The organism is Rhizobium sp. P2_G2, from assembly GCF_056403555.1.
Genome location: NZ_JBFUFF010000005.1, coordinates 66967 through 93813 on the forward strand (window position 1 = coordinate 66967; position 26847 = coordinate 93813).

Annotated in this window: 25 protein-coding genes; 20 read left to right on the forward strand and 5 right to left on the reverse strand. The window is 60.9% G+C overall.

The window, feature by feature from the left end:
• Positions 1–23: 23 nt before the first annotated feature.
• The 10 genes from AC1D06_RS06205 (at position 24) to AC1D06_RS06250 (ending at position 9363) form a co-directional block, all read left to right on the forward strand.
• Complete coding sequence (locus AC1D06_RS06205) at positions 24–1394, forward strand: pyruvate dehydrogenase complex E1 component subunit beta (protein ID WP_477985579.1); 1371 nt, start codon at positions 24–26, stop codon at positions 1392–1394.
• A 12-nt stretch (positions 1395–1406) separates the two neighbouring features.
• Positions 1407–1718 (forward strand): hypothetical protein, encoded by a 312-nt coding sequence (locus AC1D06_RS06210; protein ID WP_477879006.1) that lies wholly within the window; start codon positions 1407–1409, stop codon positions 1716–1718.
• Between the two features lies 1 nt (position 1719).
• Complete coding sequence (locus AC1D06_RS06215; protein WP_477985580.1) at positions 1720–3054, forward strand: pyruvate dehydrogenase complex dihydrolipoamide acetyltransferase; 1335 nt, start codon at positions 1720–1722, stop codon at positions 3052–3054.
• Positions 3055–3070: 16 nt separating this feature from the next.
• Positions 3071–3622, forward strand: coding sequence for a hypothetical protein (locus tag AC1D06_RS06220; protein WP_477985581.1), 552 nt, complete (start codon positions 3071–3073; stop codon positions 3620–3622).
• Positions 3622–4263 carry an SGNH/GDSL hydrolase family protein gene (locus AC1D06_RS06225; RefSeq protein WP_477879009.1) on the forward strand — a complete coding sequence of 214 codons (642 nt, stop codon included), beginning with the start codon at positions 3622–3624 and terminating at the stop codon, positions 4261–4263. The genes AC1D06_RS06220 and AC1D06_RS06225 overlap by 1 nt, the downstream gene beginning before the upstream one ends.
• Before the next feature lie 60 nt (positions 4264–4323).
• Positions 4324–5802, forward strand: a complete 1479-nt coding sequence (gene lpdA, locus AC1D06_RS06230) for a dihydrolipoyl dehydrogenase (RefSeq protein ID WP_477985582.1) — start codon at positions 4324–4326, stop codon at positions 5800–5802.
• Positions 5803–5887: 85 nt separating this feature from the next.
• On the forward strand, positions 5888–6142 hold the full coding sequence (locus AC1D06_RS06235; RefSeq protein ID WP_477985694.1) for a GlsB/YeaQ/YmgE family stress response membrane protein: 255 nt from the start codon (positions 5888–5890) through the stop codon (positions 6140–6142).
• A gap of 211 nt (positions 6143–6353) precedes the next feature.
• Entirely contained in the window at positions 6354–7325 is a 972-nt protein-coding gene (gene lipA / locus AC1D06_RS06240; protein ID WP_477985583.1) for a lipoyl synthase, read from the forward strand.
• 76 nt (positions 7326–7401) lie between these two features.
• On the forward strand, positions 7402–8826 hold the full coding sequence (locus AC1D06_RS06245) for a pyridoxal phosphate-dependent decarboxylase family protein (RefSeq protein ID WP_477985584.1): 1425 nt from the start codon (positions 7402–7404) through the stop codon (positions 8824–8826).
• 66 nt (positions 8827–8892) lie between these two features.
• Positions 8893–9363 (forward strand): type II toxin-antitoxin system RatA family toxin, encoded by a 471-nt coding sequence (locus AC1D06_RS06250; protein ID WP_477879013.1) that lies wholly within the window; start codon positions 8893–8895, stop codon positions 9361–9363.
• Between the two features lies 1 nt (position 9364).
• On the opposite strand, the gene AC1D06_RS06255 is transcribed toward AC1D06_RS06250, so the two are convergent.
• The 3 genes from AC1D06_RS06255 to AC1D06_RS06265 all read right to left on the reverse strand — a co-directional run bounded on the left by AC1D06_RS06255 (position 9365) and on the right by AC1D06_RS06265 (position 12530).
• Complete coding sequence (locus tag AC1D06_RS06255; RefSeq protein ID WP_477985585.1) at positions 9365–10651, reverse strand: adenylate/guanylate cyclase domain-containing protein; 1287 nt, start codon at positions 10649–10651, stop codon at positions 9365–9367.
• A 176-nt stretch (positions 10652–10827) separates the two neighbouring features.
• Positions 10828–11325, reverse strand: a complete 498-nt coding sequence (locus AC1D06_RS06260; RefSeq protein ID WP_477879015.1) for a CinA family protein — start codon at positions 11323–11325, stop codon at positions 10828–10830.
• Complete coding sequence (locus AC1D06_RS06265) at positions 11322–12530, reverse strand: bifunctional 2-C-methyl-D-erythritol 4-phosphate cytidylyltransferase/2-C-methyl-D-erythritol 2,4-cyclodiphosphate synthase (RefSeq protein WP_477985586.1); 1209 nt, start codon at positions 12528–12530, stop codon at positions 11322–11324. The genes AC1D06_RS06260 and AC1D06_RS06265 overlap by 4 nt, the downstream gene beginning before the upstream one ends.
• 183 nt (positions 12531–12713) lie before the next feature.
• Between AC1D06_RS06265 and dusB the strand changes: the two genes are divergently transcribed.
• The 8 genes from dusB (at position 12714) to hflX (ending at position 22874) form a co-directional block, all read left to right on the forward strand.
• Positions 12714–13718, forward strand: a complete 1005-nt coding sequence (gene dusB / locus AC1D06_RS06270) for a tRNA dihydrouridine synthase DusB (RefSeq protein ID WP_477985587.1) — start codon at positions 12714–12716, stop codon at positions 13716–13718.
• Positions 13715–14872, forward strand: coding sequence for a two-component system sensor histidine kinase NtrB (locus tag AC1D06_RS06275; RefSeq protein WP_477985588.1), 1158 nt, complete (start codon positions 13715–13717; stop codon positions 14870–14872). The genes dusB and AC1D06_RS06275 overlap by 4 nt, the downstream gene beginning before the upstream one ends.
• On the forward strand, positions 14869–16323 hold the full coding sequence (gene ntrC / locus AC1D06_RS06280) for a nitrogen regulation protein NR(I) (RefSeq protein WP_477985589.1): 1455 nt from the start codon (positions 14869–14871) through the stop codon (positions 16321–16323). Before AC1D06_RS06275 ends, ntrC begins: the two co-directional genes overlap by 4 nt.
• Before the next feature lie 202 nt (positions 16324–16525).
• The gene (locus tag AC1D06_RS06285) at positions 16526–18793 is read left to right on the forward strand and encodes a sensor histidine kinase NtrY-like (RefSeq protein ID WP_477985590.1); all 2268 of its coding nucleotides are present in this window, start codon (positions 16526–16528) and stop codon (positions 18791–18793) included.
• Positions 18783–20147 (forward strand): nitrogen assimilation response regulator NtrX, encoded by a 1365-nt coding sequence (gene ntrX, locus AC1D06_RS06290; protein ID WP_477985591.1) that lies wholly within the window; start codon positions 18783–18785, stop codon positions 20145–20147. The genes AC1D06_RS06285 and ntrX overlap by 11 nt, the downstream gene beginning before the upstream one ends.
• 27 nt (positions 20148–20174) lie before the next feature.
• Entirely contained in the window at positions 20175–21038 is an 864-nt protein-coding gene (locus AC1D06_RS06295; protein ID WP_477985592.1) for a D-amino-acid transaminase, read from the forward strand.
• A gap of 99 nt (positions 21039–21137) precedes the next feature.
• On the forward strand, positions 21138–21380 hold the full coding sequence (gene hfq / locus AC1D06_RS06300) for an RNA chaperone Hfq (protein ID WP_477985695.1): 243 nt from the start codon (positions 21138–21140) through the stop codon (positions 21378–21380).
• Between the two features lie 114 nt (positions 21381–21494).
• On the forward strand, positions 21495–22874 hold the full coding sequence (gene hflX / locus AC1D06_RS06305; protein WP_477985593.1) for a GTPase HflX: 1380 nt from the start codon (positions 21495–21497) through the stop codon (positions 22872–22874).
• Positions 22875–22969: 95 nt separating this feature from the next.
• Here the strand turns inward: hflX and AC1D06_RS06310 are convergent, their stop codons facing one another.
• Positions 22970–23557, reverse strand: coding sequence for a transglutaminase-like cysteine peptidase (locus AC1D06_RS06310; RefSeq protein ID WP_477985594.1), 588 nt, complete (start codon positions 23555–23557; stop codon positions 22970–22972).
• A 333-nt stretch (positions 23558–23890) separates the two neighbouring features.
• On the opposite strand from AC1D06_RS06310, the gene AC1D06_RS06315 reads away from it, so the two are divergent.
• Complete coding sequence (locus AC1D06_RS06315; protein ID WP_477879025.1) at positions 23891–24661, forward strand: metallophosphoesterase; 771 nt, start codon at positions 23891–23893, stop codon at positions 24659–24661.
• 100 nt (positions 24662–24761) lie between these two features.
• Positions 24762–26021, forward strand: coding sequence for a GGDEF domain-containing protein (locus AC1D06_RS06320; RefSeq protein WP_477985595.1), 1260 nt, complete (start codon positions 24762–24764; stop codon positions 26019–26021).
• Here the strand turns inward: AC1D06_RS06320 and mazG are convergent.
• Positions 26008–26844, reverse strand: coding sequence for a nucleoside triphosphate pyrophosphohydrolase (mazG, locus tag AC1D06_RS06325; protein WP_477879027.1), 837 nt, complete (start codon positions 26842–26844; stop codon positions 26008–26010). The genes AC1D06_RS06320 and mazG overlap by 14 nt on opposite strands.
• Positions 26845–26847: the final 3 nt, after the last annotated feature.

The window sequence follows — 26847 nt, forward strand, 5'->3', positions numbered from 1 at the left end:
TCCGAAGACACGGGTGAGGAAAAATGCCGATCGATATTCTCATGCCAGCGCTGTCGCCCACCATGGAAGAAGGCACGCTTTCGAAATGGGTGAAGAAAGAGGGCGACACGGTGAAATCCGGCGATGTCATTGCCGAGATTGAAACCGACAAGGCGACCATGGAGGTCGAGGCGGTCGACGAAGGTACGATCGGCAAGCTCCTGGTTGCCGCCGGCACTGAGAACGTCAAGGTCAATACGCCGATCGCCGTGCTCCTGCAGGAAGGCGAGAGCGCTTCGGATGCCAAGCCGCCCGCTGCTCCGGCGGTTGCCCCGGCCCCGAAGGTCGAGGAAGCCGAACAGCCGACCAAACCGGTTTCGGCCGCGCCGAAGGCTGAAGTTGCCGCCGATCCTGCGATCCCGGCAGGCACCGAAATGGTCCATATCACGGTCCGCGAAGCACTGCGCGACGCCATGGCCGAGGAAATGCGCCGCGACCCCAACGTCTTCGTCATGGGCGAGGAAGTCGCCGAATATCAGGGCGCCTATAAGATCACACAGGGCCTGCTGCAGGAATTCGGCGCCAAGCGTGTCGTCGATACCCCGATCACCGAGCATGGCTTTGCCGGCATAGGCGTTGGCGCTGCCATGGCCGGGCTTCGCCCGATCGTCGAATTCATGACCTTCAACTTCGCCATGCAGGCGATCGACCAGATCATCAATTCSGCTGCCAAGACGCTTTACATGTCCGGCGGCCAGATGGGCGCGCCGATGGTGTTCCGCGGCCCCAATGGTGCCGCCGCCCGCGTTGCCGCCCAGCACAGCCAGGATTACGGCGCCTGGTACAGTCAGATCCCAGGCCTCAAGGTCATCCAGCCCTATACGGCGGCCGACGCCAAGGGCCTGCTCAAGGCCGCGATCCGCGATCCCAATCCGGTGATCTTCCTTGAAAACGAAATCCTCTACGGCCAGTCCTTCGACGTGCCGAAGCTCGATGATTTCGTCCTGCCGATCGGCAAGGCGCGCATCCATCGTTCCGGCAAGGACGTAACCATGGTTTCCTGGGGTATCGGCATGACCTATGCGGTCAAGGCGATCGCCGAACTCGAAAAGCTGGGCATCGATGTCGAACTCATCGACCTGCGTACCCTCAGGCCCATGGACCTGCCAGCAGTGATCGAAAGCGTCAAGAAGACCGGCCGCCTGGTGACGGTGGAAGAGGGTTACCCGCAGAGCTCGGTGGGCGACTTCATCGCCAACCGCGTCAGCCGCGAGGCTTTCGATTATCTCGATGCGCCGGTCATCACAATTGCCGGCAAGGACGTGCCGATGCCCTATGCATCCAATCTCGAAAAGCTGGCTCTGCCGAATGTCGGCGAAGTCATCGATGCCGTCAAAGCCGTCTGCTACAAGTGAGGACGACGGCCCATGGCCACAATGGATGAAGTCAGGCGGATAACCTGGTCGATCTATTGGAAGCTGATGCTGATTTCGCTGATCGGCGGTTTCGCTGCCGGTGCTGTCGTCGGATTCATCATCGGCTTCACAGCTGCCATCGTCAGTGGCTCGACTGCGCTAGCGACTGCTCCGTGGCCGACCATCATTCGGGTTTCCTCGGGTTTGGTTGGCCTCGGTGTCAGCTTTCTCGCGTTGAATTATCTAATCGCCAATTCCATCGGAAAACAGATTGGCAGCAAGAAGCTGGTGCTCGTCGACGCTTTTGCTGCGGGGGAGAAGTAAGATGCCCATCAACATTACCATGCCCGCCCTTTCGCCGACCATGGAAGAGGGCAATCTCTCCAAATGGCTGGTCAAGGAAGGCGATACGATCAAGTCCGGCGACGTGATCGCCGAGATCGAGACCGACAAGGCGACGATGGAAGTCGAAGCCGTCGATGAGGGCACGGTCGCCAAGATCGTCATTCCTGCCGGCACGGAAAACGTCAAGGTCAACAGCGTGATCGCCATCCTGGCGGCCGAAGGCGAGGATGCCAAGGCTGCCGCGAGTGCGGCACCCTCTGCTGCTCCAGCGCCGAAGGCCGAAGCCGCACCTGCTCCTGCGGCGGCGCCGGCCCCGGCTCCCGCCGCTTCGGCGCCCGCGCCGCAGCCGGCCGCAGCATCCCACGGCGACCGCGCCTTCTCTTCGCCACTCGCCCGTCGTCTCGCCAAAGAGGCCGGCCTCGATATCTCGCTGGTGTCCGGTTCCGGTCCGCATGGCCGCGTGGTGAAATCCGATATCGAAAAGGCCGTCGCCTCAGGCACCGGCAAGGCTGCACCGGCCGGTACAGCCGCTGCGGCCCCGGCGCCTGCCGCCGCAGCGCCGGTGGCAGCCAAGGGACCTTCGGAGGATGCCGTGCTCAAACTTTTCGAGCCGGGTTCCTACGAGCTTGTGCCGCATGACGGCATGCGCAAGACCATTGCCCGGCGGCTCACCGAGTCCAAGCAGACGATTCCACATTTCTATGTTTCGGTGGATTGCGAACTCGATGCGCTCTTGGCGCTCCGTGCTGAGCTGAACCACGCCGCGCCGAAGAAGGACGACAGGCCGGCCTACAAGCTCTCGGTCAACGACATGGTGATCAAGGCCATGGCGCTTGCCCTGCGTGATGTACCGGAAGCCAATGTCTCCTGGACCGACAGCAACATGGTCAAGCACAAGCATTCCGACGTCGGTGTTGCCGTCTCCATCCCAGGTGGCCTGATCACCCCGATCATCCGCCATGCCGAGCTCAAGAGCCTGTCAGCCATCTCCAACGAGATGAAGGACCTCGGCAAGCGTGCCAAGGACCGCAAGCTGAAGCCCGAGGAGTATCAGGGTGGCACGACCTCGGTGTCGAATATGGGCATGATGGGCGTGTCGAACTTTGCCGCCGTCGTCAATCCGCCTCATGCGACCATTCTCGCGGTCGGTGCCGGCCAGGAGCGGGTGATCGTCAAGAACAAAGAGATGGTGATCGCCCAGGTAATGACCGTGACGCTCTCGACCGATCATCGCGCCGTCGATGGTGCGCTGGGGGCCGAATTGCTGCAGGCGTTCAAGCGCTACATCGAAAACCCGATGGGGATGCTGGTTTAAGTCTGGAGCCGCCCGCATGTCGGACTACTTCCAGTCCTATGTTTTCGGGGAGCTGGTTGYTGGACATAGTCACGGCGATTTCCAGCGCGTGCCGGCCTTTCTCCTCTCTGAGCAGATCATGGGAGAAAAGACAGCGAACAACACTCTGGAAGGTGATGGCCATGTTCCAGGATTGCGGGCGGCAACCATACTAACCGAAGACAATGGCTATTGGCGGCTCCTCGACGTCAAAGGCGTGCGGGTCGAACAAGGCAGAATCATCGAGTTCTCGTCAGAACTAGAACATGGCCGGTGCCCGCATTGCCATGTCGAGATCGAGGCAGGGACCGAAGCCTTCCAGCCGATCGACGATGCCCTGTCTGCATTTAACGACGGCCATGGCGACGATGTCGAATGCCCAAATTGCCGGGCACGTAGCAAGCTCTCGCAATGGGATTTCGGCAACGGTCTGGCTGTCGGATACGCGATGGTGAAGTTCTGGAATTGGCCAGACATCATTGAGGGCCTCAACGCCAGGTTTGAGGCATTGGCAGCGATGAAATGCAAGAAGATCTGGGGAAAGCTCTGATGAAAACCATTCTCTGTTACGGCGATAGCCTCACCTGGGGCGTGGATGCGGAAAATGAACAGCGCCATGCTTATGAGAACCGCTGGACCTCTACGCTGCAGAAAGGTCTCGGCCACGGCGTCCGCGTCATCCCCGAAGGCTTGAACGGTCGAACGACAGTCTATGACGACTACATGGCGGAATGCGATCGCAACGGCGCGCGTGTCCTGCCGACGCTCCTGCACACGCACGGTCCTCTCGATCTGATAATAATCCTGCTCGGCACCAACGATCTGAAACCTGTATATGCCAACAACGCCGTGATCGTCGGCGCCGGCATCAGGCGGCTGGTCGAGATCGTCCGCCATCACGCCTGGCCGATGGGATTGGAGACTGAGCCGGAAATCCTGCTCGTGTCGCCGCCGCCCTTCTGCGAAACCGATCACGCGCTGCTTGGCCCGATGTTTGCCAGTCGGATTGATGAGAGCCGCAATCTGGCGTCCGTCTATCGCGATGTCGCCGACGAACTGGGCTGTGGTTTCTTCGATGCTGGTTCGGTGGCGAGGACCACACCGATCGACGGCATTCATCTCGATGCCGAGAATACCGCGGCGATCGGGCGCGGCCTCGAGCCGATCGTCCGCATGATGCTGGGAATGTAAGGCCTTTCGGCCGGTCGGCGCTCGTCGCCGATAGATTAGTCTAAGGAGTGGAAGCGCCCCATGTCTGATACGAAAGCTGCGAATGCATATGACGTCATCATCATCGGTTCGGGTCCGGGCGGCTATGTGGCCGCAATCCGCGCCGCTCAACTCGGCCTCAAGACGGCTGTGGTCGAGCGCGAGCACCTCGCCGGCATCTGCTCCAACTGGGGCTGCATCCCGACCAAGGCGCTGCTTCGCACGGCCGAAATCTATCACTATGCCGAACATCCCGGCGACTATGGCATCAAGATCGAAGGCAAGGTCACGCCTGACATCAAGGCGATCGTCGCCCGCTCGCGCGGCATTGCCCAGCGGATGAATTCCGGCGTCGGCTTCCTGATGAAGAAGAACAAGATCGACGTCATCTGGGGTGAAGCCAAGCTCACCAAGGCTTCGACAGGGGCTCAGCCCGGCGAGATCGTCGTCTCCAAGACCGCCAGGAAGCCGGTCGAGCCGATGGGGCCGATCCCGAAGAACACGCTGCCCGAAGGCACCTATACCGCCAAGCACATCATCGTTGCCACCGGTGCCCGGCCGCGCGCTCTGCCAGGCATCGAGCCGGACGGCAAGCTGATCTGGACCTATTTCGAGGCAATGAAGCCCGACGAGATCCCGAAGTCGCTGCTGGTCATGGGTTCGGGCGCCATCGGCATCGAGTTCGCCTCCTTCTATCGCACGCTCGGCGTCGACGTCACGGTCGTCGAGATCATGAGCCAGGTCATGCCGGTCGAAGATGCGGAAATCTCGGGCCTGGCGAAGAAGCAGTTCGACAAGCAGGGCATGAAGATCCTGCTCGAAGCCAAGGTCGCCAAGGTCGAGAAGGGGGCCAATTCGGTCACTGCCACGGTCGAGACGAAGGACGGCAAGACCCAGACCATCACCGCGGACCGGATGATCTCCGCCGTCGGCGTCCAGGCCAATGTCGAAAATATCGGCCTTGAAGCGCTGGGCGTGAAGACCGACCGCGGCTTCATCGCCATCGACGGCTACGGCAAGACCAATGTGCCGGGCATCTATGCCATTGGTGACGTCGCCGGCCCGCCGCTGCTCGCCCACAAGGCCGAGCACGAGGCGGTGATCTGCGTCGAAAAGATCGCCGGCCTGCCGAACGTGCATCCGATGGACCGCAACAAGATCCCGGGCTGCACCTATTGCCAGCCGCAGGTCGCCTCGGTCGGCCTCACCGAAGCCAGGGCCAAGGCCGAGGGCCGCGACATCCGCGTCGGCCGCTTCCCCTTCGTCGGCAACGGCAAGGCAATCGCGCTCGGCGAGGATCAGGGCCTGGTCAAGACCATCTTCGACAAGAAGACCGGCGAACTGATCGGCGCGCATCTGGTCGGTGCGGAAGTCACCGAACTGATCCAGGGTTTTGTCGTGGCGATGAACCTCGAAACCACCGAGGAAGAATTGATGCACACGATCTTCCCGCATCCGACGATTTCGGAGACGCTGAAGGAAAGCGTGCTCGATGCCTATGGCCGGGCGCTCAATATCTGAGCACCCGGAATACAGAAATTTCATGAGCGCCGCTGCTCCCTTTCATGCTATGGAAAAGCGGCGTCTGTCAGTGGAGGACTATGCGATGCATCCAAATGGAGTGGGCTTTATTGCGGCAATCATCATCGGCGGTTTTGCCGGCTGGTTCGCCGAAATGTTCATGAAGTCGAATACCGGCATCATCATGAACATCATTCTCGGCATCGTCGGTGCTGCGCTCCTGAACTTCATCCTCGCCAACCTCTTCCATGTTGACTACACCGGCTGGCTCGCCTATCTGGTCATCGGTTTCATTGGCGCCTGCATCCTCATCGCGCTTGGACGAATGATCCGGCGCTGACCCACCTTTCGCAGAGTCTTGAGCGTGTGTATTGCCGCCTTGAGCGGCAGTACCTCGCTATGCCTTGGCTGGAAAGCATGCTCGCGAATGATTAGATATCAAGCCTTGCAGGGTCTGCAATGCAGCGATGAGATGTGTTCGGGACTCTTGGCTTTGAACGCTCAAACTTCTGATTTATAAGCAGATACATCTGCAAACAGGCACGGTCTCGATGGTCACCATTCTCGATACGGTCAATTCCGAAAAGCGCCTCCGGCATCCGGAAAAGGCGCATCGGCCGGATACGGAAGTGCTGCGCAAGCCGGATTGGATCCGCGTCAAGGCGCCGGTGTCGAAGGGCTACCAGGAAACCCGCGCGCTGGTCCGCGATCATAATCTCGTCACCGTCTGCGAAGAGGCTGGCTGCCCCAATATCGGCGAATGCTGGGAGAAGAAGCACGCCACTTTCATGATCATGGGCGAGATCTGCACCCGCGCCTGTGCCTTCTGCAATGTCGCCACCGGCCGGCCGGTAGCGCTCGATCAGGAAGAGCCTTCCAACGTCGGCAAAGCGGTGAAGAAGATGGGGCTCAGCCACGTCGTCATCACCTCCGTCGACCGCGACGATCTCGAGGACGGCGGCGCCGAGCATTTCGAAAAGGTGATCTTCGCCATCCGCGAAACTTCACCTGAAACGACGATCGAGATTCTGACGCCGGATTTCCTGCGCAAGCCCGGTGCGCTCGAACGTGTTGTCGCCGCCAAGCCTGATGTCTTCAACCACAATCTCGAAACCGTGCCGTCGAACTATCTGACTGTCCGGCCCGGCGCCCGCTATTTCCACTCGATCCGCCTTTTGCAGCGGGTCAAGGAACTCGATCCGTCGATGTTCACCAAGTCCGGCATCATGGTCGGCCTGGGCGAGGAACGCAACGAAGTGCTGCAATTGATGGACGACCTGCGCGTCGCCGATGTCGATTTTCTCACCATCGGCCAATACTTGCAGCCGACCCGCAAGCACCATCAGGTGATGAGCTTCGTCACCCCCGACGAGTTCAAGTCCTACGAGACTGTCGCCTATACCAAGGGTTTCCTGATGGTGTCGTCGAGCCCACTCACCCGCTCTTCCCACCACGCCGGCGACGATTTCGCCCGGTTGAGGGCGGCGCGGGCGAAGGTGCTGGCTGGCCGCCACGGGGTCTGATCTGGCTTTTCCGGAATCGGGTTGCCTTTTTCCTGTTTTCCTCGAAACTGCGTACCAGGGATAGGGGGAGGTTGGGATGGATGTCCGGTCATTGTTCCTGAAGGCTGCGGAGCAGGCGGCGGCTTTCCGGGAGCGCGCTTCTACTGACAGACGGCATGGCCCGTCGCAGACATATTCCGAAGCGCTGGCAAGCTTTTCCGAACCATTGCCGCAAGGATCGACCGACGCGGATTCGGTGATTGACGATCTTGTTGTCCGGGCTGATCCCGGCCTTCATCTGATGGCTGGGCCAAGGTTCCTCGGTTGGGTCATCGGCGGATCGCATCCTGTCGGCGTTGCAGCCGACATGCTCGTCTCCGCCTGGGGACAGAATGCCGGCAACCATGTTGCCACGCCCGCTGCTGCTGCGGCGGAAACCGCGGCGTCCGCATGGCTGCTTGAACTGCTCGCATTGCCACGGCAAAGTTCTGTCGGTTTTGTCACCGGCGCCACGCTTGCCAACTTCAGCTGCTTGGCGGCCGCGCGCAGCGCGGTGCTGCGCGCGGTCGGTTGGGACCCGGATGTACAGGGCCTGTTCGGTGCGCCGCCGATTTCAGTTCTGATTGGCGACGATGCGCATACGACTGTGTTCTCCGGACTGCAATTTCTCGGGCTGGGCCACGATCGTGTTGTCAGGATTGCGACGGACGAGCAGGGACGGATGATCAATAGCGCCTTCGAAGAGGCGATAGCGCGGGTCGACGGTCCGGTGATCGTGATTCTCCAAGCAGGGCAAATAAATACCGGTGCGTTCGACGACTTCGCGACGGTTATTCCGGCCGCCAAGGCCAAGGGCGCCTGGGTGCATGTCGATGGTGCCTTCGGACTTTGGGCTCAGGTGTCGCCAGTGCTGCGTCACTTGACCGATGGAGTCGAGAACGCCGACAGTTGGGCGACGGATGGTCACAAATGGCTGCAGACGCCTTATGACTGCGGCTATGCGATCGTTCGCGATGAGCTATCGCATCGCCGCGCCATGACGATCGCGGCGAGCTATTTGCCGAGCGCCGTCGACGGGGAGCGAGATCCATCCCACTATGTCCCGGAGCTCTCGCGTCGTGCACGCGGATTTGCGACCTGGGCCGTTATCAAACATCTTGGTCGACAGGGCATCGTCGATATCATCGAACGCGACTGCAATTCGGCAGCGTTGATCGCAGAGGCGCTGGCCCACGAATCTGGCGTCACCATCCTCAACAAAGTTGTGCTCAATCAGGTGATCGCCCGCTTCGGCGCCCATCTTCCTGCGGAGGAAGCGGACTTACTGACCGCGCGCGTCATCGCCGGCATCCAGGAAGACGGTGAGATCTTCGTCGGAGGTGCGAAATGGCGCGGTCAGCAGGTCATGCGCATATCGGTGACCAACTATCAGACCGATGAAGACCAAGCCCGCAGGGTGGTCTCAGCCATCCTGCGTGCCTATCACCAGGCCCGCGGCGACAACCTGGGAGAGGAGCGCTGAAATAATGCCCGGTCACGTCGGATGCGGGGGCTTGTATCAACGCGGTGAGTTCAATATTTCAACGCCATGCCACAGTTCGAAACCACCCGCATCGCCCGCCATTCCGCAGATCAGATGTTTGCGCTTGTCGCCGACGTCGAAAAATATCCGCAATTCCTGCCGCTCTGCGAGGCTCTTAATGTGCAAAGCCGCAAAGAGCGAGAGGGCAAGACGCTGCTGATCGCTGACATGAGCATCGGCTACAAGGCGATCAAGGAGACCTTCACCACCCAGGTTCTGCTCAAACCGGATGAGAAGGTCATCGAGGTCAAATATATCGACGGGCCGTTCAAATTTCTCAACAATACCTGGCGTTTCGTCGACCACGGCGATGGCCGTGCGGAAGTCCATTTCTTTATCGAGTATGAATTCAAGAGCCGTATTCTCGGTGCGATGATGGGCGCGATGTTCGACCGCGCCTTCCGCATGTTCACCGATGCCTTCGAGAAACGCGCCGATCAGATATACGGCCCGAACGCTGCACCGGTCGCGCCGTAGATCACTCCGAACGTCGGCGGGGCATGGGATAAACGTTTCCATGTCCAGCGCTGGTCGGCTCGTCGAAGCGGAGCGACATCACGTCGACCGCTTCGCCCACGCCCTTCAGGCTGAATCGCCCGAGACTCTCGACCTCGTTCGCGCAGTCGGCCTTCTCGACAAACGCCTTTGACAGCAGCACTGGACGATTGACATCCTTGGTCAGGCTCTCGAGCCTGGACGCAATATTGACGGCCGGGCCGATGACGGTGAAATCGAGCCGTGCCTTGGAGCCGATATTGCCGTACATCACATCGCCGAAATGCACGCCGACACCGTAGCCGAGCTGCGGACGGCCTTCCCCGGCACTTTTTTCATTCAGCGCCGCCATCGCCGCCCGGCCTTCGCGGATGGCGGCGAGCAAATCGCTGAAAGCGCTCGGCTTGGAAAGCGGGAAGATGGCCAAAAGGCCGTCGCCCATGAATTTCAGGATTTCGCCGCCATGTTCCTCGATCGGTCCTGAAAGGGCATCGAAATAAGCGTTCAGGAGATCGATGACGAAGTCACGCGGCCAGAGCGAGGAAAGCGTCGTGAAGTCGCGAAGATCACAGATCATGATCGCTGCACTGATCGTGGCGCCGCTGCCGCGGGTCGTGGCGCCGGCGAGGATCTCTTCGCTGGCATGCGGCCCGACATAAGTCCGGAGCAATGTCCGGGCCATGATGTTCTTGACGCGGATCTCGGTGACCAGCGCGATCACCGGAAGAAGGTCTTTCAGAAAGGTAACATGCTCATCCGAGAATCCGCCCGGGYGCGCCGTCGAAAAGGTGACAACATGGCGCTTGCCGAGCGTGTGCTCGAGGGGCAGAGCCATGTATTCGGTCAGTCCATCCTGCCTTAGGTCGGCATACAGCGTCGGCTCGGATGAGGGATCGGCCGGCACTTGCGTCAGGTCGGTGCGCAGTTCCGGCGCGCCTTCAAAAATCACTTTGATCGGGCTTTTCTGGAAAAGCTGCGAAACCTCGACCTCATAGCCGTAGAATTCGAATTCGGCCTCGGTCAGACCGGTGCGCCAGAGCAGGCGCGCGCCACGCCATTGGGGATGGTTGGTCTGGAAATGAAACGAGACGCGTACAACGGGTACGCCGGCTGCCACCAGCCGCTCGCTCATTTCGACCAGGATGTTGTCGACGAACCGCTGATTGCGCGTCTCGTTGACCAGCCAATCGAGGATTTTCCGTCGCCGCGCCGGCCAGACGCCGTCTTCGATATCGCGTTCGGTTTCGGAAGCTTGTGCCGTCATCGCCATACACTACCCCTCAATCAGTCCGATGAGTCACCGACGGGTGATCACGCCATGGGCCGATCAACTTTCCACATGGACAACACATAGGATTTCAATTGCCGGTGAGACAGGTGTGCCCGCAAAAAATAAAACCCTGAAGCCCACACGCGGTGATCGCCGGCCAAGCTCGCAGATGTCCGTCAGCCTTCCCTGGCGAGCTCGATGATCATTTCAAGCGCGATCTCCACCGAAGCCATCCGCACCTCGTGGCGGCCGATATCGCCGAAATTCATCTCGCGATGGATCATCTTGCCCTTATAGTGGCGCCCGCCGAAATGCACGAGGCCGACCGGCTTGCCGGTCGTGCCGCCCAACGGACCGGCTATGCCGGTCGTCGAGACAGAAATGCCGGCTTCCGAGCGGGCGAGCGCGCCATGCGCCATCTCAAGCGATACATCCTTCGAGACGGCGCCATATTGCCTGAGCGTGATCGGCATCACGCCGAGCATTTCGATCTTTGCCTGGTCGGAATAGGTGACGAAACCACGCTCCAGCACCTGCGAGGCGCCGGATATCGCCGTGATCGCGCCGGCCACCAGTCCGCCGGTGCAGGATTCCGCCGTCGCGACCATGACATTCTTGTCCGTGCACATCGTCACGACCTGCTGGGCGAGTTCAAGGATGATCTTGTCATTCATGGCTTTCTCCCGAATACCACTGTGGCGGTCGCAATGGCCGCGATACCTTCACCGCGACCGACGAAGCCGATCTTCTCATTTGTCGTCGCTTTGACGGAGCAGCGATCCAGATCGATTCCGAGGATGTCGGCGAGGGCTTGTCGCATGGCTTGCCTGTGCGGGCCTATCCTCGGGGCCTCGGCGATGATGGAAATATCCGCGTTCATGATGACGCCGCCGTGATCCCGGACGATCGCTGCCGCATGTTCGAGGAAAATGCGCGACGGAGCGCCCTTCCATTGCGGATCGGACGGCGGAAAATGGTCGCCGATATCGCCGGCGCCGCACGTGGCCAGCAATGCGTCGGTCAGGGCATGCAACGCGCAATCGGCGTCCGAATGGCCCCTGAGCCTTTGGTTATGAGCGATGAACACGCCGCTCAACGTGACGCCGTCGCCCGGTTCGAGTTGATGGACATCATAGCCGTTGCCGGTCCGCACATCGGGAAGGTTCGTCTGCATCAGTCTCTGGTCCGCCAGTTCGATATCGCTGGCAAGTGTCAGCTTGACATTTTCACGGTCGCCCTCGGCGAGTTTTACCGCAAGCCCCGCCCATTCGGCGATAGCCGCGTCGTCGGTGAAATCGCTTATCCCCGACCGGGCGGCTGCGCGATGTGCTTCGAGAATCGGCTCGAACAGGAAACTCTGCGGCGTCTGCGCCGCATAGAGCCGAGCCCGCGAGACGGTTTCCGCGACGTGACCGTCCGGCGAGCCACGCTTCAATGTATCGGCAACGGCCGTGGCGGGCAGCACCGCGCGTTCGCCGGCATCGAGCGCAGCGGCGATGCGATCGAGCAGGTCGGAGCCGACGAATGGGCGTACAGCATCCTGGATCATGACGTGCGAAACAGACAGCTCGGCCATCGCTTCGAGGCCCGCCAGCACGGAACCTTGTCGTGTCGGGGCGCCATGGACCGTGCGGATCGTGTGAGAGACGTCAAGCATCGCGATCGCCTTGGCGAACAAGGCCTCGTCATCTGGATGGATTACCACGACGATCGCCCCGGAGCGCGGCCATGCGAGGAAACGCTCCAGCGTATGGGCGATCACCGGCTTGCCGCCGATCGAGCGGTATTGCTTGGGTCCTTCCGCGCTCGCGCCGGCACGCTCGCCGCGGCCCGCGGCGACGATGAGAATGCCTATCTTATTTGTATTGTCGTGGTTCATGCTGTCCGAAATTTGCCTGCTGGAATTTGCCGCAATCGGTTTATAGAGAGCGCTTCGACTTTGCCAGTCTGCTCATTTGTCAAGACAGCTAGTTTTTTAGGCTTGCACGCGAATCCGCTTGGCAAGTGAAATGGAAATGTCTAAAAATAATGCATTGGAAAATGGTGCCCGAAAGATAAGCATTTGAGTTTGGACGTTTTGACATCACCGCTCAGCGTCGGACCGGTAGAGTTCCGCAACCGGGTGGCGCTCGCGCCGATGTCCGGCGTCACCGACCTGCCGTTCCGCCAGCTCGCCTTTGAATTCGGCGCGGGCTTCGTGGTGACGGAAATGGTCGCCAGCCGCGAACTGGTCGGCAATTCAGCCGAATCGTGGTCGCGACTGCAAAATTCCGGCATCCACCCGCACATCGTCCAGCTTGCTGGCCGCGACCCCTACTACATGGCCGAAGGGGCGCGAATCGCGGAAGCCAACGGCGCCGATGTCATCGATATCAACATGGGGTGCCCGGCCAAGAAAGTGATCGGTGGATTGTCTGGTTCGGCGCTGATGCGTGAGCCGCAGCTGGCGCTGTCGCTGATCGAGGCGACCGTGAAGGCGGTGAAAGTACCGGTCACTGTCAAGATGCGGCTCGGTTGGGACGAACAGTCGATCAACGCGCCGGAGCTGGCCCATGCCGCTGAAGAGCTCGGCGCGCAGATGATCACCGTCCACGGCCGCACCCGCATGCAATTCTACGAGGGCAGGGCGGATTGGGACCGGATAGCGGAAGTCTGCGCTCGGATAAAGCTGCCGCTGATCGCCAATGGCGATGTCGAAACTGCTGATGATATCGCCACGATCCTCCGGAAATCCGGTGCCGATGGGGTGATGATCGGCCGCGGCTCGCAGGGTCGTCCATGGCATGCAGGCGTCTTGGCAGGCATGCGCACAGCGCCCGGCCGTGCTGAGATCGCGAACATTTTCGAACGGCATTATCGTATGACTCTGGACTTTTATGGCGCACCGCCCGGCCTTCGCCACGCGCGAAAACACGTCAACTGGACGCTGGAGCGCTTCGCACCTGCGCTATCAGCAGAACGGCGCAGTGCCGTGCTGACGTCGCATGATCCGGAAATGGTCATCGGCGCGATGCGCGACATCCTGCTCGATCCGGCCTCCGAAATATCAGTCAGAGAGGCCGCATGAACGGCGATCCTTCCAAGCGCAAGACCAAGAAGACCAGCGGCAGCGATCTTGCCCTCGGCGTTCTGAATGCCATCCAGAATGCTGTGATCATGGTCGACGAGGACGGCTACATTGCCTTTGCCAATTGGGAAGCGGAAGCCTTCTTCGGCGCCTCCGAAGCCTATCTGTCGCGCCACACGATCTATGCCTATATCCCGTTCGGCAGCCCGTTGTTGACGCTGATCGACCAGGTGCGCGAACGCAAGGCGCCGGTCAACGAATACCGGGTCGACCTGAGTTCTCCCCGGCTTGGAGCCGATAAACTGGTCGACATCTATGTCGCCCCGGTGTTGACCGATCCCGGCGCGGTGGTGATCGTCTTCCAGGAACGGTCGATGGCGGACAAGATCGACCGGCAGCTGACGCACCGCGCTGCGGCCCGCTCGGTGACGGGGTTGGCCTCGATGCTGGCGCATGAGATCAAAAATCCGCTTTCCGGCATCCGAGGTGCCGCGCAACTGCTCGAAACCTCTGTCAACGACGAGGACCGGGCGCTGACGCAGCTGATCTGCGAGGAGACCGACCGGATCGTGTCGCTTGTCGATCGCATGGAAGTCTTCTCCGACGAACGGCCGGTGGACCGCGCGCCCTGCAACATCCATTCGATTCTCGACCACGTGAAAGCGATCGCCAAAGCCGGCTTTGCCCGCAATATCAAGATCACCGAGAATTATGACCCGTCGCTGCCGGCCGTGCATGCCAATCGCGACCAGTTGATCCAGGTCTTCCTCAACCTCGTCAAGAATGCCGCCGAGGCGGTGGCCGACCGGGCTGATGCCGAGATCATGCTGACCACCGCCTATCGCCCCGGCATCCGCATCTCCGTCGCCGGCACGCGGGAAAAAATCTCACTGCCGCTGGAGTTCTGCGTCATCGACAACGGCCCCGGCGTGCCGGAGGACCTGAAACCGCACCTCTTCGACCCGTTCATCACCACCAAGACCAACGGCTCGGGCCTCGGCCTGGCACTGGTCGCCAAGATCATCGGCGGCCATGGCGGCATCGTCGAATGCGACCGGCAGAACAACAAGACCATTTTCAGGGTGCTCATGCCTGCCTCCAAGAACGTGCAGGCAGATGACATCTACGACGAACCAGGGAAATCAGCCAAATGAGTTCTGCCACAATTCTGGTCGCCGACGACGATGCCGCGATCCGCACAGTGCTCAACCAGGCGCTGAGCCGCGCCGGCTACGATGTCCGCATCACCTCCAATGCCGCCACGCTCTGGCGCTGGATCTCGGCCGGCGACGGCGACCTCGTGATCACCGACGTGGTGATGCCCGACGAGAACGCTTTCGACTTGCTGCCGCGTATCAAGCGGGTGCGGCCAGACCTGCCGGTCCTGGTCATGAGCGCCCAGAATACCTTCATGACGGCGATCCGCGCCTCGGAGAAGGGCGCTTATGACTATCTGCCCAAGCCCTTCGACCTCACCGAACTGATCGCCATCGTCGGCCGGGCACTCGCCGAGCCGAAGAAGAAGCCGCCGCGTCACGAGGACGACCAGCAGGACGCCATGCCGCTCGTTGGCCGCTCGGCGGCAATGCAGGAAATCTACCGGGTGCTGGCGCGCCTGATGCAGACCGACCTGACGCTGATGATCACCGGCGAATCCGGTACCGGCAAGGAACTGGTCGCGCGGGCGCTGCACGATTACGGCAAACGCCGCAATGGCCCTTTCGTCGCGATCAACATGGCCGCCATCCCGCGCGATCTCATTGAATCGGAACTGTTYGGCCATGAGAAGGGCGCCTTTACCGGCGCCCAGGCGCGCTCGACCGGTCGCTTCGAACAGGCGGAAGGCGGCACGCTCTTCCTCGATGAGATCGGCGATATGCCGATGGACGCCCAGACCCGGTTGTTGCGCGTGCTGCAGCAGGGAGAATATACCACTGTTGGCGGCCGCACCCCGATCCGCACCGATGTCCGCATCGTCGCCGCCACCAACAAGGATCTGAAACAGGCGATCAACCAGGGACTGTTCCGCGAAGACCTCTATTATCGCCTGAACGTCGTGCCGCTCCGCCTGCCGCCGTTGCGTGAGCGCGCCGAGGATATTCCGGATCTTGTCCGCCATTTCGTCGCCATGACCGAGAAGGAAGGCATGGCGCCAAAACGCTTCGACAACGAAGCGCTCGACGTGATGAAATCCTATCCTTGGCCCGGCAATGTCCGAGAGCTGGAAAATTTCGTCCGGCGGCTTACAGCACTCTATCCGCAGGACGTGATCACCCGCGAGATCGCCGATTCTGAACTGAAGCCGGATATCGCTGCCGGCCCCGCGGTAAAGCCCGGTGCGGCGCCCGGCTCGGTTTCGATTTCACAGGCCGTCGAAGAAAATATGCGCATCTATTTCGCCGAATTCGGCGACAACCTGCCGCCGCCTGGCCTCTACGACCGGGTGCTGGCCGAGATGGAATATCCGCTCATCCTGGCAGCTCTGACCGCCACGCGCGGCAATCAGATCAAGGCTGCCGATCTGCTCGGTCTCAATCGCAACACGCTGCGTAAAAAGATCCGCGAACTCGGCGTCACCGTCTATCGCAGTGCTAGAATGGTGTGATCAACCCTTGACCTGAGGGCACTCACGTTGCATTTTCGCCACAATGCGTTGCTCTATAGCAACGCATTGTTTGTGTCGGGACGTGGCGATTCCACGCTTCCCCCGCGACATCTCCTGGCCGTGCGTCCGCCTTCGGTGCCTTGTCGCCGGCCGTCATGAACAGAATTGCACCGGTCGCCAGACCGGAAAGGGGAACCACCGCATGGCGGAAGCGGTAGCAGAACAGGCAATGACGACTGGGGAGCGGCGCGGCATTTCCACGTCGGCCGGCATTGCGGTCGCCGGCGGCGCCCTGGTCGTGGCGCTTGCGACGTTGGCGGTGTTGCTCGGCTATACCCCGATCGAACCTGTTGACAGTGTCGTCTTCGCCTCTGCCATCATCAATGCGGTCTTCGTCTCGGGACTTATGGTCCTGGTCGGCTATGAGCTCTACCGATTGATCAAGGCGCGCGCCCGCGGCCGGGCGGCGGCGCGGCTGCATATTCGCATTGTTTCGCTGTTCTCGATCGTGGCGATCGCGCCTGCGATTCTTGTCGCTGTGATCGCATCGCTGACTCTCAGCGCCGGCCTCGACCGTTGGTTCAGCACCCAGACGCAGGAAATCGTCAATTCCTCCATCAATGTCGGCGAAGCCTATGTGAAGGAGAATGCCAGCTATCTGCAAGGCCAGACGATTTCCATGGCCAACGACCTCGACAGCTATCGCCAGCTCTTCGCCCTGGACAAGGGTGGTTTCGAGGAACTGCTGACCCGCCAGACCAAGGGACGCGGCCTGATCAGCGCCCAGCTTCTCAATGCCGATGGCACGGTCATCGTCGGCTCCGAAATGGACGATATCCGGCCTGTACCGCCGGCGCCCCAGGATGCGTTGAGGGCAGCCGTGGCCGGCCGGCCGGCGCTCATTCCGCAGAATTCCACCAATATCGTCGGCGCCATTATCGCACTCAACCAGATCGACGCCTATCTCTACACGATCCGCGCCGTCGACCCCAAAGTCGTGAATGCGCTGCATCTGATGCAGGACAACGCCGCCTACTATAAATCGATGAAGGAAGGTCAGGTCACCACCCAGATCGCCTTCGGCATTATCTACCTGGGCTTCGCACTGATCGTGCTCTTGGCTGCCATCTGGGCGGCGATCGCGGTGGCCGACCGAATCGTTCGGCCGATCCGGCTGCTGATCAGTGCAGCCGACAATGTCGCGAGTGGCAATCTCAACGTCATCGTGCCGGTCCGGGCGATCGACGGCGACGTCGGTTCGCTGTCGCGCACCTTCAACAAGATGATTTCGGAAATCCGTACGCAGCGCGACGAGATCGTCACCCAGCGCGACGAAATCCTGATCGCCAAGGACGAGGTCGACGACCGCCGGCGCTTCATCGAGGCGGTGCTTTCCGGCGTCACGGCAGCCGTCATCGGCGTCGAAGGCGACCGGACGATCACCATCGCCAATCCCTCGACCGAATTCCTCCTAGGCCTGAAGCCGGCCGATATTACYGGCCGCAAGCTCGCCGACGTGGCACCGGAAATCGATGCTTTTCTGACCGAGGCGGCATCTCGCGCGCGCAAGGAATTTCGCCGTGAACTGGCGATGATCCAGGGCGGCAAGGAGCGCAATGTCAATGTCCAGGTGACGCGCGAGGAATCGCATGCCGGACAGGAATCCTATGTCATCACCATGGACGACATCACCGACCTGATGATTGCCCAGCGTTCGACCGCCTGGTCCGATGTCGCCCGCCGCATCGCCCACGAGATCAAGAACCCGCTGACGCCGATCACACTCTCGGCCGAGCGGCTTAAACGCCGCTACGGCCGGCAGATCAACGAGGACGACCGTGCCGTCTTCGACCAATGCACGGACACGATCGTCCGCCAGGTCGAGGATATCGGCCGGATGGTCGACGAGTTCTCGGCCTTTGCCCGCATGCCGAAGCCGTCCAAGGCGCCGAGCGACCTGCGCGACATCCTCAAGGACACCGTCTTCCTGCGCGAGATGGGCAGCCAGAACATCCGCTTCATCCGCGAATGGGGCGACGAGCCGCTGTTTGGCGCCTTCGACGCCCGCATGCTCGGCCAGGCCTTCACCAATCTGGTGAAGAACGCGGTCGAGGCGATCGAAGCCATCCCCGAAGGCGAGACGCGCGACGAATACAAGATTCTCGTCCGGGCAGGCGTCGACGAGCGCAGCGACCGGATCATCGTCGATATCATCGACAATGGCAAAGGCCTGCCGCAGGAAAATAGGCATCGCATTCTCGAGCCCTATATGACCATGCGCGACAAGGGCACCGGGCTCGGCCTGCCGATCGTCAAGAAGATCATCGAGGAACATGGCGGCCATCTGGAGCTTCACGATGCGCCGGCGGATTTTGACCATGGCTATGGCGCCATGATGCGAGTTTTGCTGCCGCGCACAGACGCGGCGGCCGAGGCAGTTGACGGGAAGGTAAGTGCTCATGGCGTCTGATATTTTGGTTGTCGACGACGAACAGGATATCCGCGAAATCGTCTCGGGGATCTTGTCGGATGAGGGTCACGAGACCCGGACCGCGCACGATAGCGACAGTGCGCTGGCTGCGATCTCCGACCGCGTGCCGCGGCTGGTGTTTCTCGATGTCTGGATGCAGGGCAGCCGGCTCGATGGGCTCGGCCTGCTCGACGAGATCAAGAACCGCTATCCGGAACTGCCTGTCGTGATGATCTCCGGCCACGGCAATATCGAGATGGCCGTCAACGCCATCCGTCGCGGCGCCTATGATTTCATCGAAAAGCCGTTCAAGGCCGATCGGTTGATCCTGATTGCCGAGCGGGCGCTCGAAACCTCCAAGCTCAAGCGCGAGGTGCGGGATCTGAAGAAGCGCTCCGGCGACACCGCTGAACTGATCGGCACCTCCGTCGCGGTTTCGCAGCTCCGCCAGACGATCGATAAGGTGGCGCCGACCAATAGTCGCGTGATGATTCTCGGACCGTCCGGCTCCGGCAAGGAACTGGTGGCGCGCATCCTGCATCGCAAATCCTCGCGCGCCGAAGGCCCGTTCGTAGCGCTCAATGCCGCGACGATCACGCCGGAGCGCATGGAGATTGCGCTGTTCGGCACCGAAGGCACGCCCGGCCAGCCGCGCCGGACCGGTGCCCTGGAAGAGGCGCATCGCGGCATCCTCTATCTCGACGAGATCGGCGAGATGCCGCGCGAGACGCAGAACAAGATTCTCCGGGTTCTGGTCGAGCAGCAGTTCGAACGCGTCGGCGGCTCCAAGCGCGTCAAGGTCGACGTCCGCATCATTTCCTCGACCGCCTATGACCTTGAGCATATGATCGGCGAGGGCAAGTTCCGCGAGGACCTTTATCATCGCTTGTCGGTCGTGCCCGTGCGCGTGCCGCCGCTTTCCGACCGGCGGGAGGACATTCCCTTCCTCGTCGACCTGTTCATGCGGCAGATCTGCGACCATGCCGGCATCAGGGCGCGCAAGATCGGCGACGACGCGCTGGCGATTCTTCAGGCCCATGATTGGCCGGGCAATCTTCGTCAGCTGCGCAACAATATCGAGCGGCTGCTGATCCTGGCCCAGTCGGACGGTCCGGATACGCCGATCACCGCCGACATGCTGCCGGCCGATGTGTTGGACGCGATGCCGAGAGTGTCATCGACCGGTGACCAGCACATCATGACGCTGCCGCTGCGCGAGGCGCGCGAGCTTTTTGAACGTGATTATCTGATCGCCCAGATCAACCGCTTTGGCGGCAATATCTCGCGCACCGCCGAATTTGTCGGCATGGAGCGCTCGGCGCTGCATCGCAAACTGAAGACGCTCGGCGTCTGACAGCTACATTTTAATAAGGATTTAAGCATGTCGAGAATTGCCTATGTCAACGGCGCCTATGTCCCGCTTCGCGACGCAGCCGTTCATATCGAGGATCGCGGCTTCCAGTTCGCCGATGGCGTCTACGAAGTCTGCGAGGTCAGGCATGGCGTTATCGTCGACCTGACGCGGCATCTCGACCGGCTGGGGAGGTCGCTTTCGGAACTTAGGATCGCCTGGCCGATGGAGCGCAGGGCGCTGATCCACGTGATCAAGCAGGTGATCAAGAAGAACCTGGTGAAGAACGGCCTGTTCTACATCCAGGTGACCCGCGGTGCAGCCAGGCGCGATTTTGTTTTCCCCGCCGCCGGGACCCAGCCGTCGGTCGTGGTGATCGCCCGGAGCGCCAACCCAGCTATCATCACTGCCAAGAACGAGAATGGAATCAGGGCGATAACGGTCACTGAGAACCGCTGGGACCGCGTCGACATCAAATCCACCGGCCTGTTGCCAAACGCACTGGCGCGCCAGTCCGCCAAGGAACATGGCGCCGCCGAGGCGATTTTCGTCGATCGTGACGGCACAGTGAACGAGGGCGCCGCCAGCAATGTCTGGATGGTCGATGAAGACGGGACGCTTCTAACGCGTCCCGCCGAGCACGGCATCCTGCGTGGAATCACCCGGACCACGCTCTTGGATGTCGCAAAKAAGCTCGGCCTCACGATCCGCGAAGAGGGCTTTTCTGTTGAAAAAATGAAAGCTGCGCGTGAAGTTTTCATCACGGCAGCGACCAGCATCTGCTTTCCGGTGGTGCAAATCGACGATCAGGTCATCGCCAACGGACATCCTGGGAGTGTTTCGCAAAAAATCCGAGAAGCCTTTTTCGACATTGCGGAAAAGACACCGATTTGATAGCAGTCTATGAAGGTGGCCGCCGGAGGCAGAGGCCGCCCGGAAGCATGTGACAAAAATCCGGCAATAAAGGGCCGGCAACAAGAAGCGGCGGGCGCAATGGCTGAACGTTCTCAAAATCTACAAGATYTTTTTCTCAATACTGTTCGTAAACAGAAAATCTCCCTGACAATATTTCTCATCAACGGTGTCAAGCTGACGGGCGTGGTGACGTCGTTCGACAATTTCTGCGTGTTGCTGCGCCGTGACGGACATTCCCAGCTTGTCTACAAGCACGCGATCTCGACCATCATGCCCGGCTCACCGGTGCAGATGTTTGAAGGCGAAGAGAATATCGGCTAAGACATCCGCTTCCGAGCCTTCCGGCTCGATCATCTGCCGTTCCCGGCGGATGGAACGGATTGGCGTATCTGTCGTTGGCCCTTGGGCGCGCAGATCGGGCGCCACAGTGGAGTAATGGATATTTCAGAACGCGATACGAGCCAGGAATCTCTCATTCCCGAGACGTCTCGGCTCAGGAACGATCATCGAGCGGTCATCGTCGTGCCGGTGTTGAAAAACGGCCACGACACGCATTCGATCCGCAGCAGCGACAGCCGGCTGGACGAGGCGACCGGGCTGGCGCGCGCGATCGACCTCGACATAGCCGGCGGCGAGATCGTCCAGGTGGCGCAGCCGCGGCCGGCGACGCTGATCGGCTCCGGCAAGATCGAGGAAATCCGCCAACTGCTCGATCACGGCGATGCCGGCCTCGTCATTGTCGACCACCCGTTGACGCCGATCCAGCAGCGCAATCTCGAAAAGGCATGGAACGCCAAGGTCATCGACCGCACCGGTTTGATTCTGGAAATTTTCGGCCGCCGTGCTTCCACCAAGGAAGGCTCGCTGCAGGTCGAGCTGGCGCATCTCAACTATCAGAAGGGCCGGCTGGTCCGCAGCTGGACCCACCTTGAGCGTCAGCGCGGTGGCGCGGGCTTCCTTGGCGGTCCCGGTGAAACCCAGATCGAAGCCGACCGTCGCCTTTTGCAGGAAAAGATTCTCAGGCTGGAGCGCGAACTGGAACAGGTGCGCCGGACCCGGCAATTGCACAGGGCCAAGCGCAAGAAGGTGCCGCATCCGATCGTGGCGCTGGCGGGCTATACCAATGCCGGCAAGTCGACGCTGTTCAACCGTCTGACCGGTGCTGGCGTGCTGGCGGAGGACATGCTGTTTGCGACGCTCGACCCGACGCTGCGCCGCATCCGCCTGCCGCAGGGGCGCACGGTGATCATGTCCGATACGGTCGGCTTCATCTCCGATCTGCCGACGCATCTCGTCGCCGCTTTCCGCGCGACGCTGGAAGAGGTGCTCGAAGCCGATCTGATCCTGCATGTTCGCGACATCTCCGATCCGGACAATGCCGCCCAGGCCTCGGACGTCCTGCGTATCCTGACCGATCTCGGCATCGAAGAGGGCGAGCGCGAGACCCGGATGCTTGACGTCTGGAACAAAATCGACCGGCTCGAGCCGGAAGCCCATGCGGCGCTCGTCGCCAAGGCTGAAGGAACCGAAAACGTCATGGCGGTGTCGGCGATCAGCGGGGAGGGCGTCGACGCTCTCCTGGCCGAGATCAGCAAGCGCCTTTCCGGGGTGATGACCGAGGTGACCGTGGTACTTTCGGTCGACAAGCTGTCGCTGCTGCCATGGTTCTACCAGAATGCCATCGTCGACGCCCGCGAGGACCGCGAGGACGGCTCAGTCAGCCTCGATGTGCGGCTCGCCGAAGCCGAAGCGGTGGAAATGGAACGCCGACTCGGTATCGGCCAGCCGGCTACGAAGGAGCCTTGGGAAGACTGATAGGGTAGAGCAGACCGGTTTTGGGTGAGGCGATCACCCCGCTATGCCGGAACGCTGTCGCGCGTTCTATGTATTCCGCCACCGGTGTGCACCCGTTAGAGGCGATACCAGACCTTCGGATCGTCCGCTGCCTGGATCATTTCCCAGCGCAGGCCCGTCTTGCGCCAGCTGCGGACGGCGCCGGTGAGGTTGTCGAGCACGAGATCGCCCTTGCTGGTGCGAACGACGAGGACCAGGTGGCCTTCGCCCCAGGAGGTATAGGCGACGGCCAGCCGCAACGCTGACTCAGGCCAGCCGCGCGCGATCAGCGCGTGGCGCTTGGTGATCGCATAGTCATCGCAATCGCCCGAAATGGGCGCGAGTGTCCACTGGTCATTGCCGGCATCGTTGACAGGCGTGATTTCACGGTTGATCTCCGCGTTGACGGCGATCAGCTCATGCTTTTTGGCTGGCGTCAGATCGACGATCCTCGGGCCGCTGGAAGCGGTGCAGTCCGCGGGCTGCTGGACGCAGAACATCACATGCGCGAAAGGCGCGACAGCCCGGCTCTTTTCCTGCAGGAACGGCACGCGGTTCTGTTCGGGCGCGCGGGTCAGTCCGCCGAGGCCGAACGGAAAAGCGGCTGTGCTGGACAGCGCTACCGAAAGCACGGTTGCCACGAAAATCGTGATCAGTTTCTGCATCGAAAATCCCCAATCATACACCAAAATTGTCCCGCCGCGATGTCGCACCCTGCGACCGAGCGGCTCTTGGTTCGACTTTTTTTGAGTCTTTTTGAATGTAGCGGGCGTTTGTTGGCTTATTTTCAAACTTTTCGATTCAATTTTATGGAACATGCCATTTCGGGACAGCATTGCCGATTATTTGCCATCTCGACGCGGTGATGAACCGACAGGCTCAGCGCTTTTTTCTGGGTTGTCGAACGTGCTCGCGGATCACCCGCGGGTCCGATATGCTTGACGTCCGGGATCTGGATATGACGACCGTCCCGACAAAGTGGAATTGTTGCCGTTGCTATGCGTAAACTGATTAGCAAATTCTTTGAGCCAGAGCCCGAAGCACCGCGGCGCAGCCGGATCACCATACCGTCCGAGCGCGTCGCGAATATCTTTGCGATCGGTGACATTCACGGGCGGCTCGACCTGCTTCTCAATCTCGAACGACGGATTTTGGAGCGGGCGCGGGAGATTGGCCAGCCGGCGCTCGTCGTCTGCCTCGGTGACTTCATCGATCGTGGATCGAATTCACGTGGCGTCATCGAGCATCTCATGCGGAAAATGCCGGCGCCGCTCTTCCGCGTGAACATTTGCGGCAACCACGACGATGCTTTTCTACGGTTCATAAGGGATGGGCATTTCGATCCAGGTTGGCTTGGATTGGGCGGTGAGCAGACGCTGCAATCCTATGGCATCGATGTGTTCGGCTTGCTGGCTGCCGACTCCAGCGGGCACAAGCTCAAGCGTTTGGCACGCGACGCCATCCCGCCGGCGCATGTCGATTTTCTGCAGAACCTGCCGGTCACGATTTCGATCGGCAAGCTGCTTTTCGTGCATGCGGGTGTCGTGCCTGGTATTCCTCTGGCACAGCAGTCAGACTCGAATCTGATGTGGATCCGCGAACCGTTCCTGACGGAAGGGCCGCGGCTCGACCTCACTGTCATCCACGGCCATACTCCGTCGAGCACGGTCCAGTTCGGCACCAATCGCGTCGGCGTCGACACCGGTGCCTACGCCACCGGCAAGCTGAGCGCTGTGCATATCGGTCCGCACGGCATCACCGAAGTGTGAGGCCGCATTCTGTCGTCTCAGGGCTGCTAAGCCGTTGACGATTCCTGGTTGAGCAGGCAGAACGGCTTCCTGTCGTGGACGACTCGCCGGGCTACTTTCGATGGAAATCTATAATTTCGCACTCATGGCCTTCGAAGCCGTGATCTATTTCGTTGTCCTCATCGTCCTCCTGCATTTTCGCGCGCGCATCGGCATCGGGATCTTCATGACCGTGCTCGGGACGATGCATTTCCTTGAAACCTATCTTGCTGCAAAATTCTATGTGCAGTTGCCGTTCGGCGCAGTGTCGCCCGGATCGGCGACGATGTTTGCCGGCAAGCTGCTGATGATCCTGCTGCTCTACATCAAGGAGGACGCGACAACCGTCCGGCAGCTGATCTACGGTCTGCTGATCGGCAATTTCGTCTGCCTGCTGTTCGGCTTCGTGCTGGCGCTGCATGGCGGTGGCGGTCCAAATGGCGGTGTGCTTGCCGATAGCGATTTCCTGCGGGAAATGGGCGTGCTGATGGTCTGGGGAACGACCCTTCTCTACATAGACTCTCTCGCCATCATCATCATCTACGTGCGGCTCGGCAATCTCATCGGCCGAAGCCTGGTGCCGCGTTTCTTCGTCGCCGGCGTGCTCACGCTGACATTCGATCAGGTGGGCTTCTTCGGCGCGCTGCACTATCTCGTCGGTGCCCCCGCTTCGGTGTTCTGGGCCGGCCTGTTCGGCAAGATCAGCATGGCGGCGGTCTATGCCGCCGTCACTGCGGCCTATCTCGCGCTGACCTATGAGAACCGCGCGGCCGTGCCGTCACGCTCCGTCGCCGACTTGTTCAACGACCTGACCTATCGCGAGAAATATACCGATCTTCTGTCGCGCAGCGGATTGGACGCCCTGACCGGGCTGCTCGATCGCGGCCGGCTCGACCGCGACGGCGGCGACATGGTTCGCGCCGCCATGCGTCGTGGCCACGATTTCAGCGTCATGGTGGTGGATGCCGATCATTTCAAGGAAATCAATGACCAGTTCGGCCACCTCGAAGGCGATGCGGTGCTGAAGACGATCGCCGACACGGTTCGGCGCAGCGTGCGCGGCAATGATCACGTCTATCGCTTCGGTGGCGAAGAATTCATTGTGCTGGCCGACGCCACCGGCCATGAGGAGGCGATAGCCATGGCCGAGCGTATGTGCCGCAACATCAGCGATAGCGTTCGTGCGGCCGGCGACGCGAAAGTGTCGGTCAGCATCGGTGTCGCCACGGGGCCAAAGCAGGGCCAGAGCCTGGTCGAACTGATTTCCGCCGCCGACAAGAGCCTCTATCAGGCCAAGGCAGATGGTCGCAATCGAGTGCAGGGCGCATTCACGAGCGGTTAGACGGCTCACTTTTCTTCGCGTCCTGCCAGAGCTCCTCCATCCGTTCGAGACTGGCGTCTTCCAGATTTTCACCAGCCGCCGAGAGGCTCTTCTCGATGTGACCAAAGCGGCGCCGGAACTTGGTGTTTGTGCCCCGCAGCGCCATTTCCGGATCGGCGCCGACATGCCGGCCGATATTGACGGCGGCGAAGATCAGGTCGCCGAGTTCATCGGCGATCTTCGCCTTGTCGTCTGTCGAGATGGCCGCACGGAATTCGGCAATCTCTTCTTCTATCTTGTCGAGGATCGGTTCGGGCTCCGACCAGTCGAAGCCGACTTTCGCCGCATGCTGCTGCAGCTTCAGCGCCTCGGTCAATCCCGGCTGGGCTCGATCGACACTGCCCAGGTGACCCGCCTTGAAATCCTCGGTGATGCCGCGGCTGGCCCGTCGCTCGGCGCGAGCGCGCTTTTCCTCTGTCTTGATCTCATCCCATTGTTTCCTGACCTTGGTCGGATCGTCGGCATCGGAGGTAGCGAAGACATGCGGATGGCGGCGGATCATCTTGGCCGTGATCGCCTCGACCACGTCGCCGAACGAGAATTCGCCCAGTTCCTCGGCCATGCGCGCATGGAAGACGACCTGCAGCAGCAGATCGCCCAACTCGTCGCGCAGGTCGTCGAGGTCTTTGCGCTCGATCGCGTCGGCGACCTCATAGGCTTCCTCGATCGTGTAGGGTTTGATGGTCTCGAAATTCTGTTCAAGATCCCACGGGCATCCGGTGACGGGCGTGCGGAGCGCCGCCATGATCTCGATCAGGCGGCTGATATCCTTTGAAGGCTGCATGGC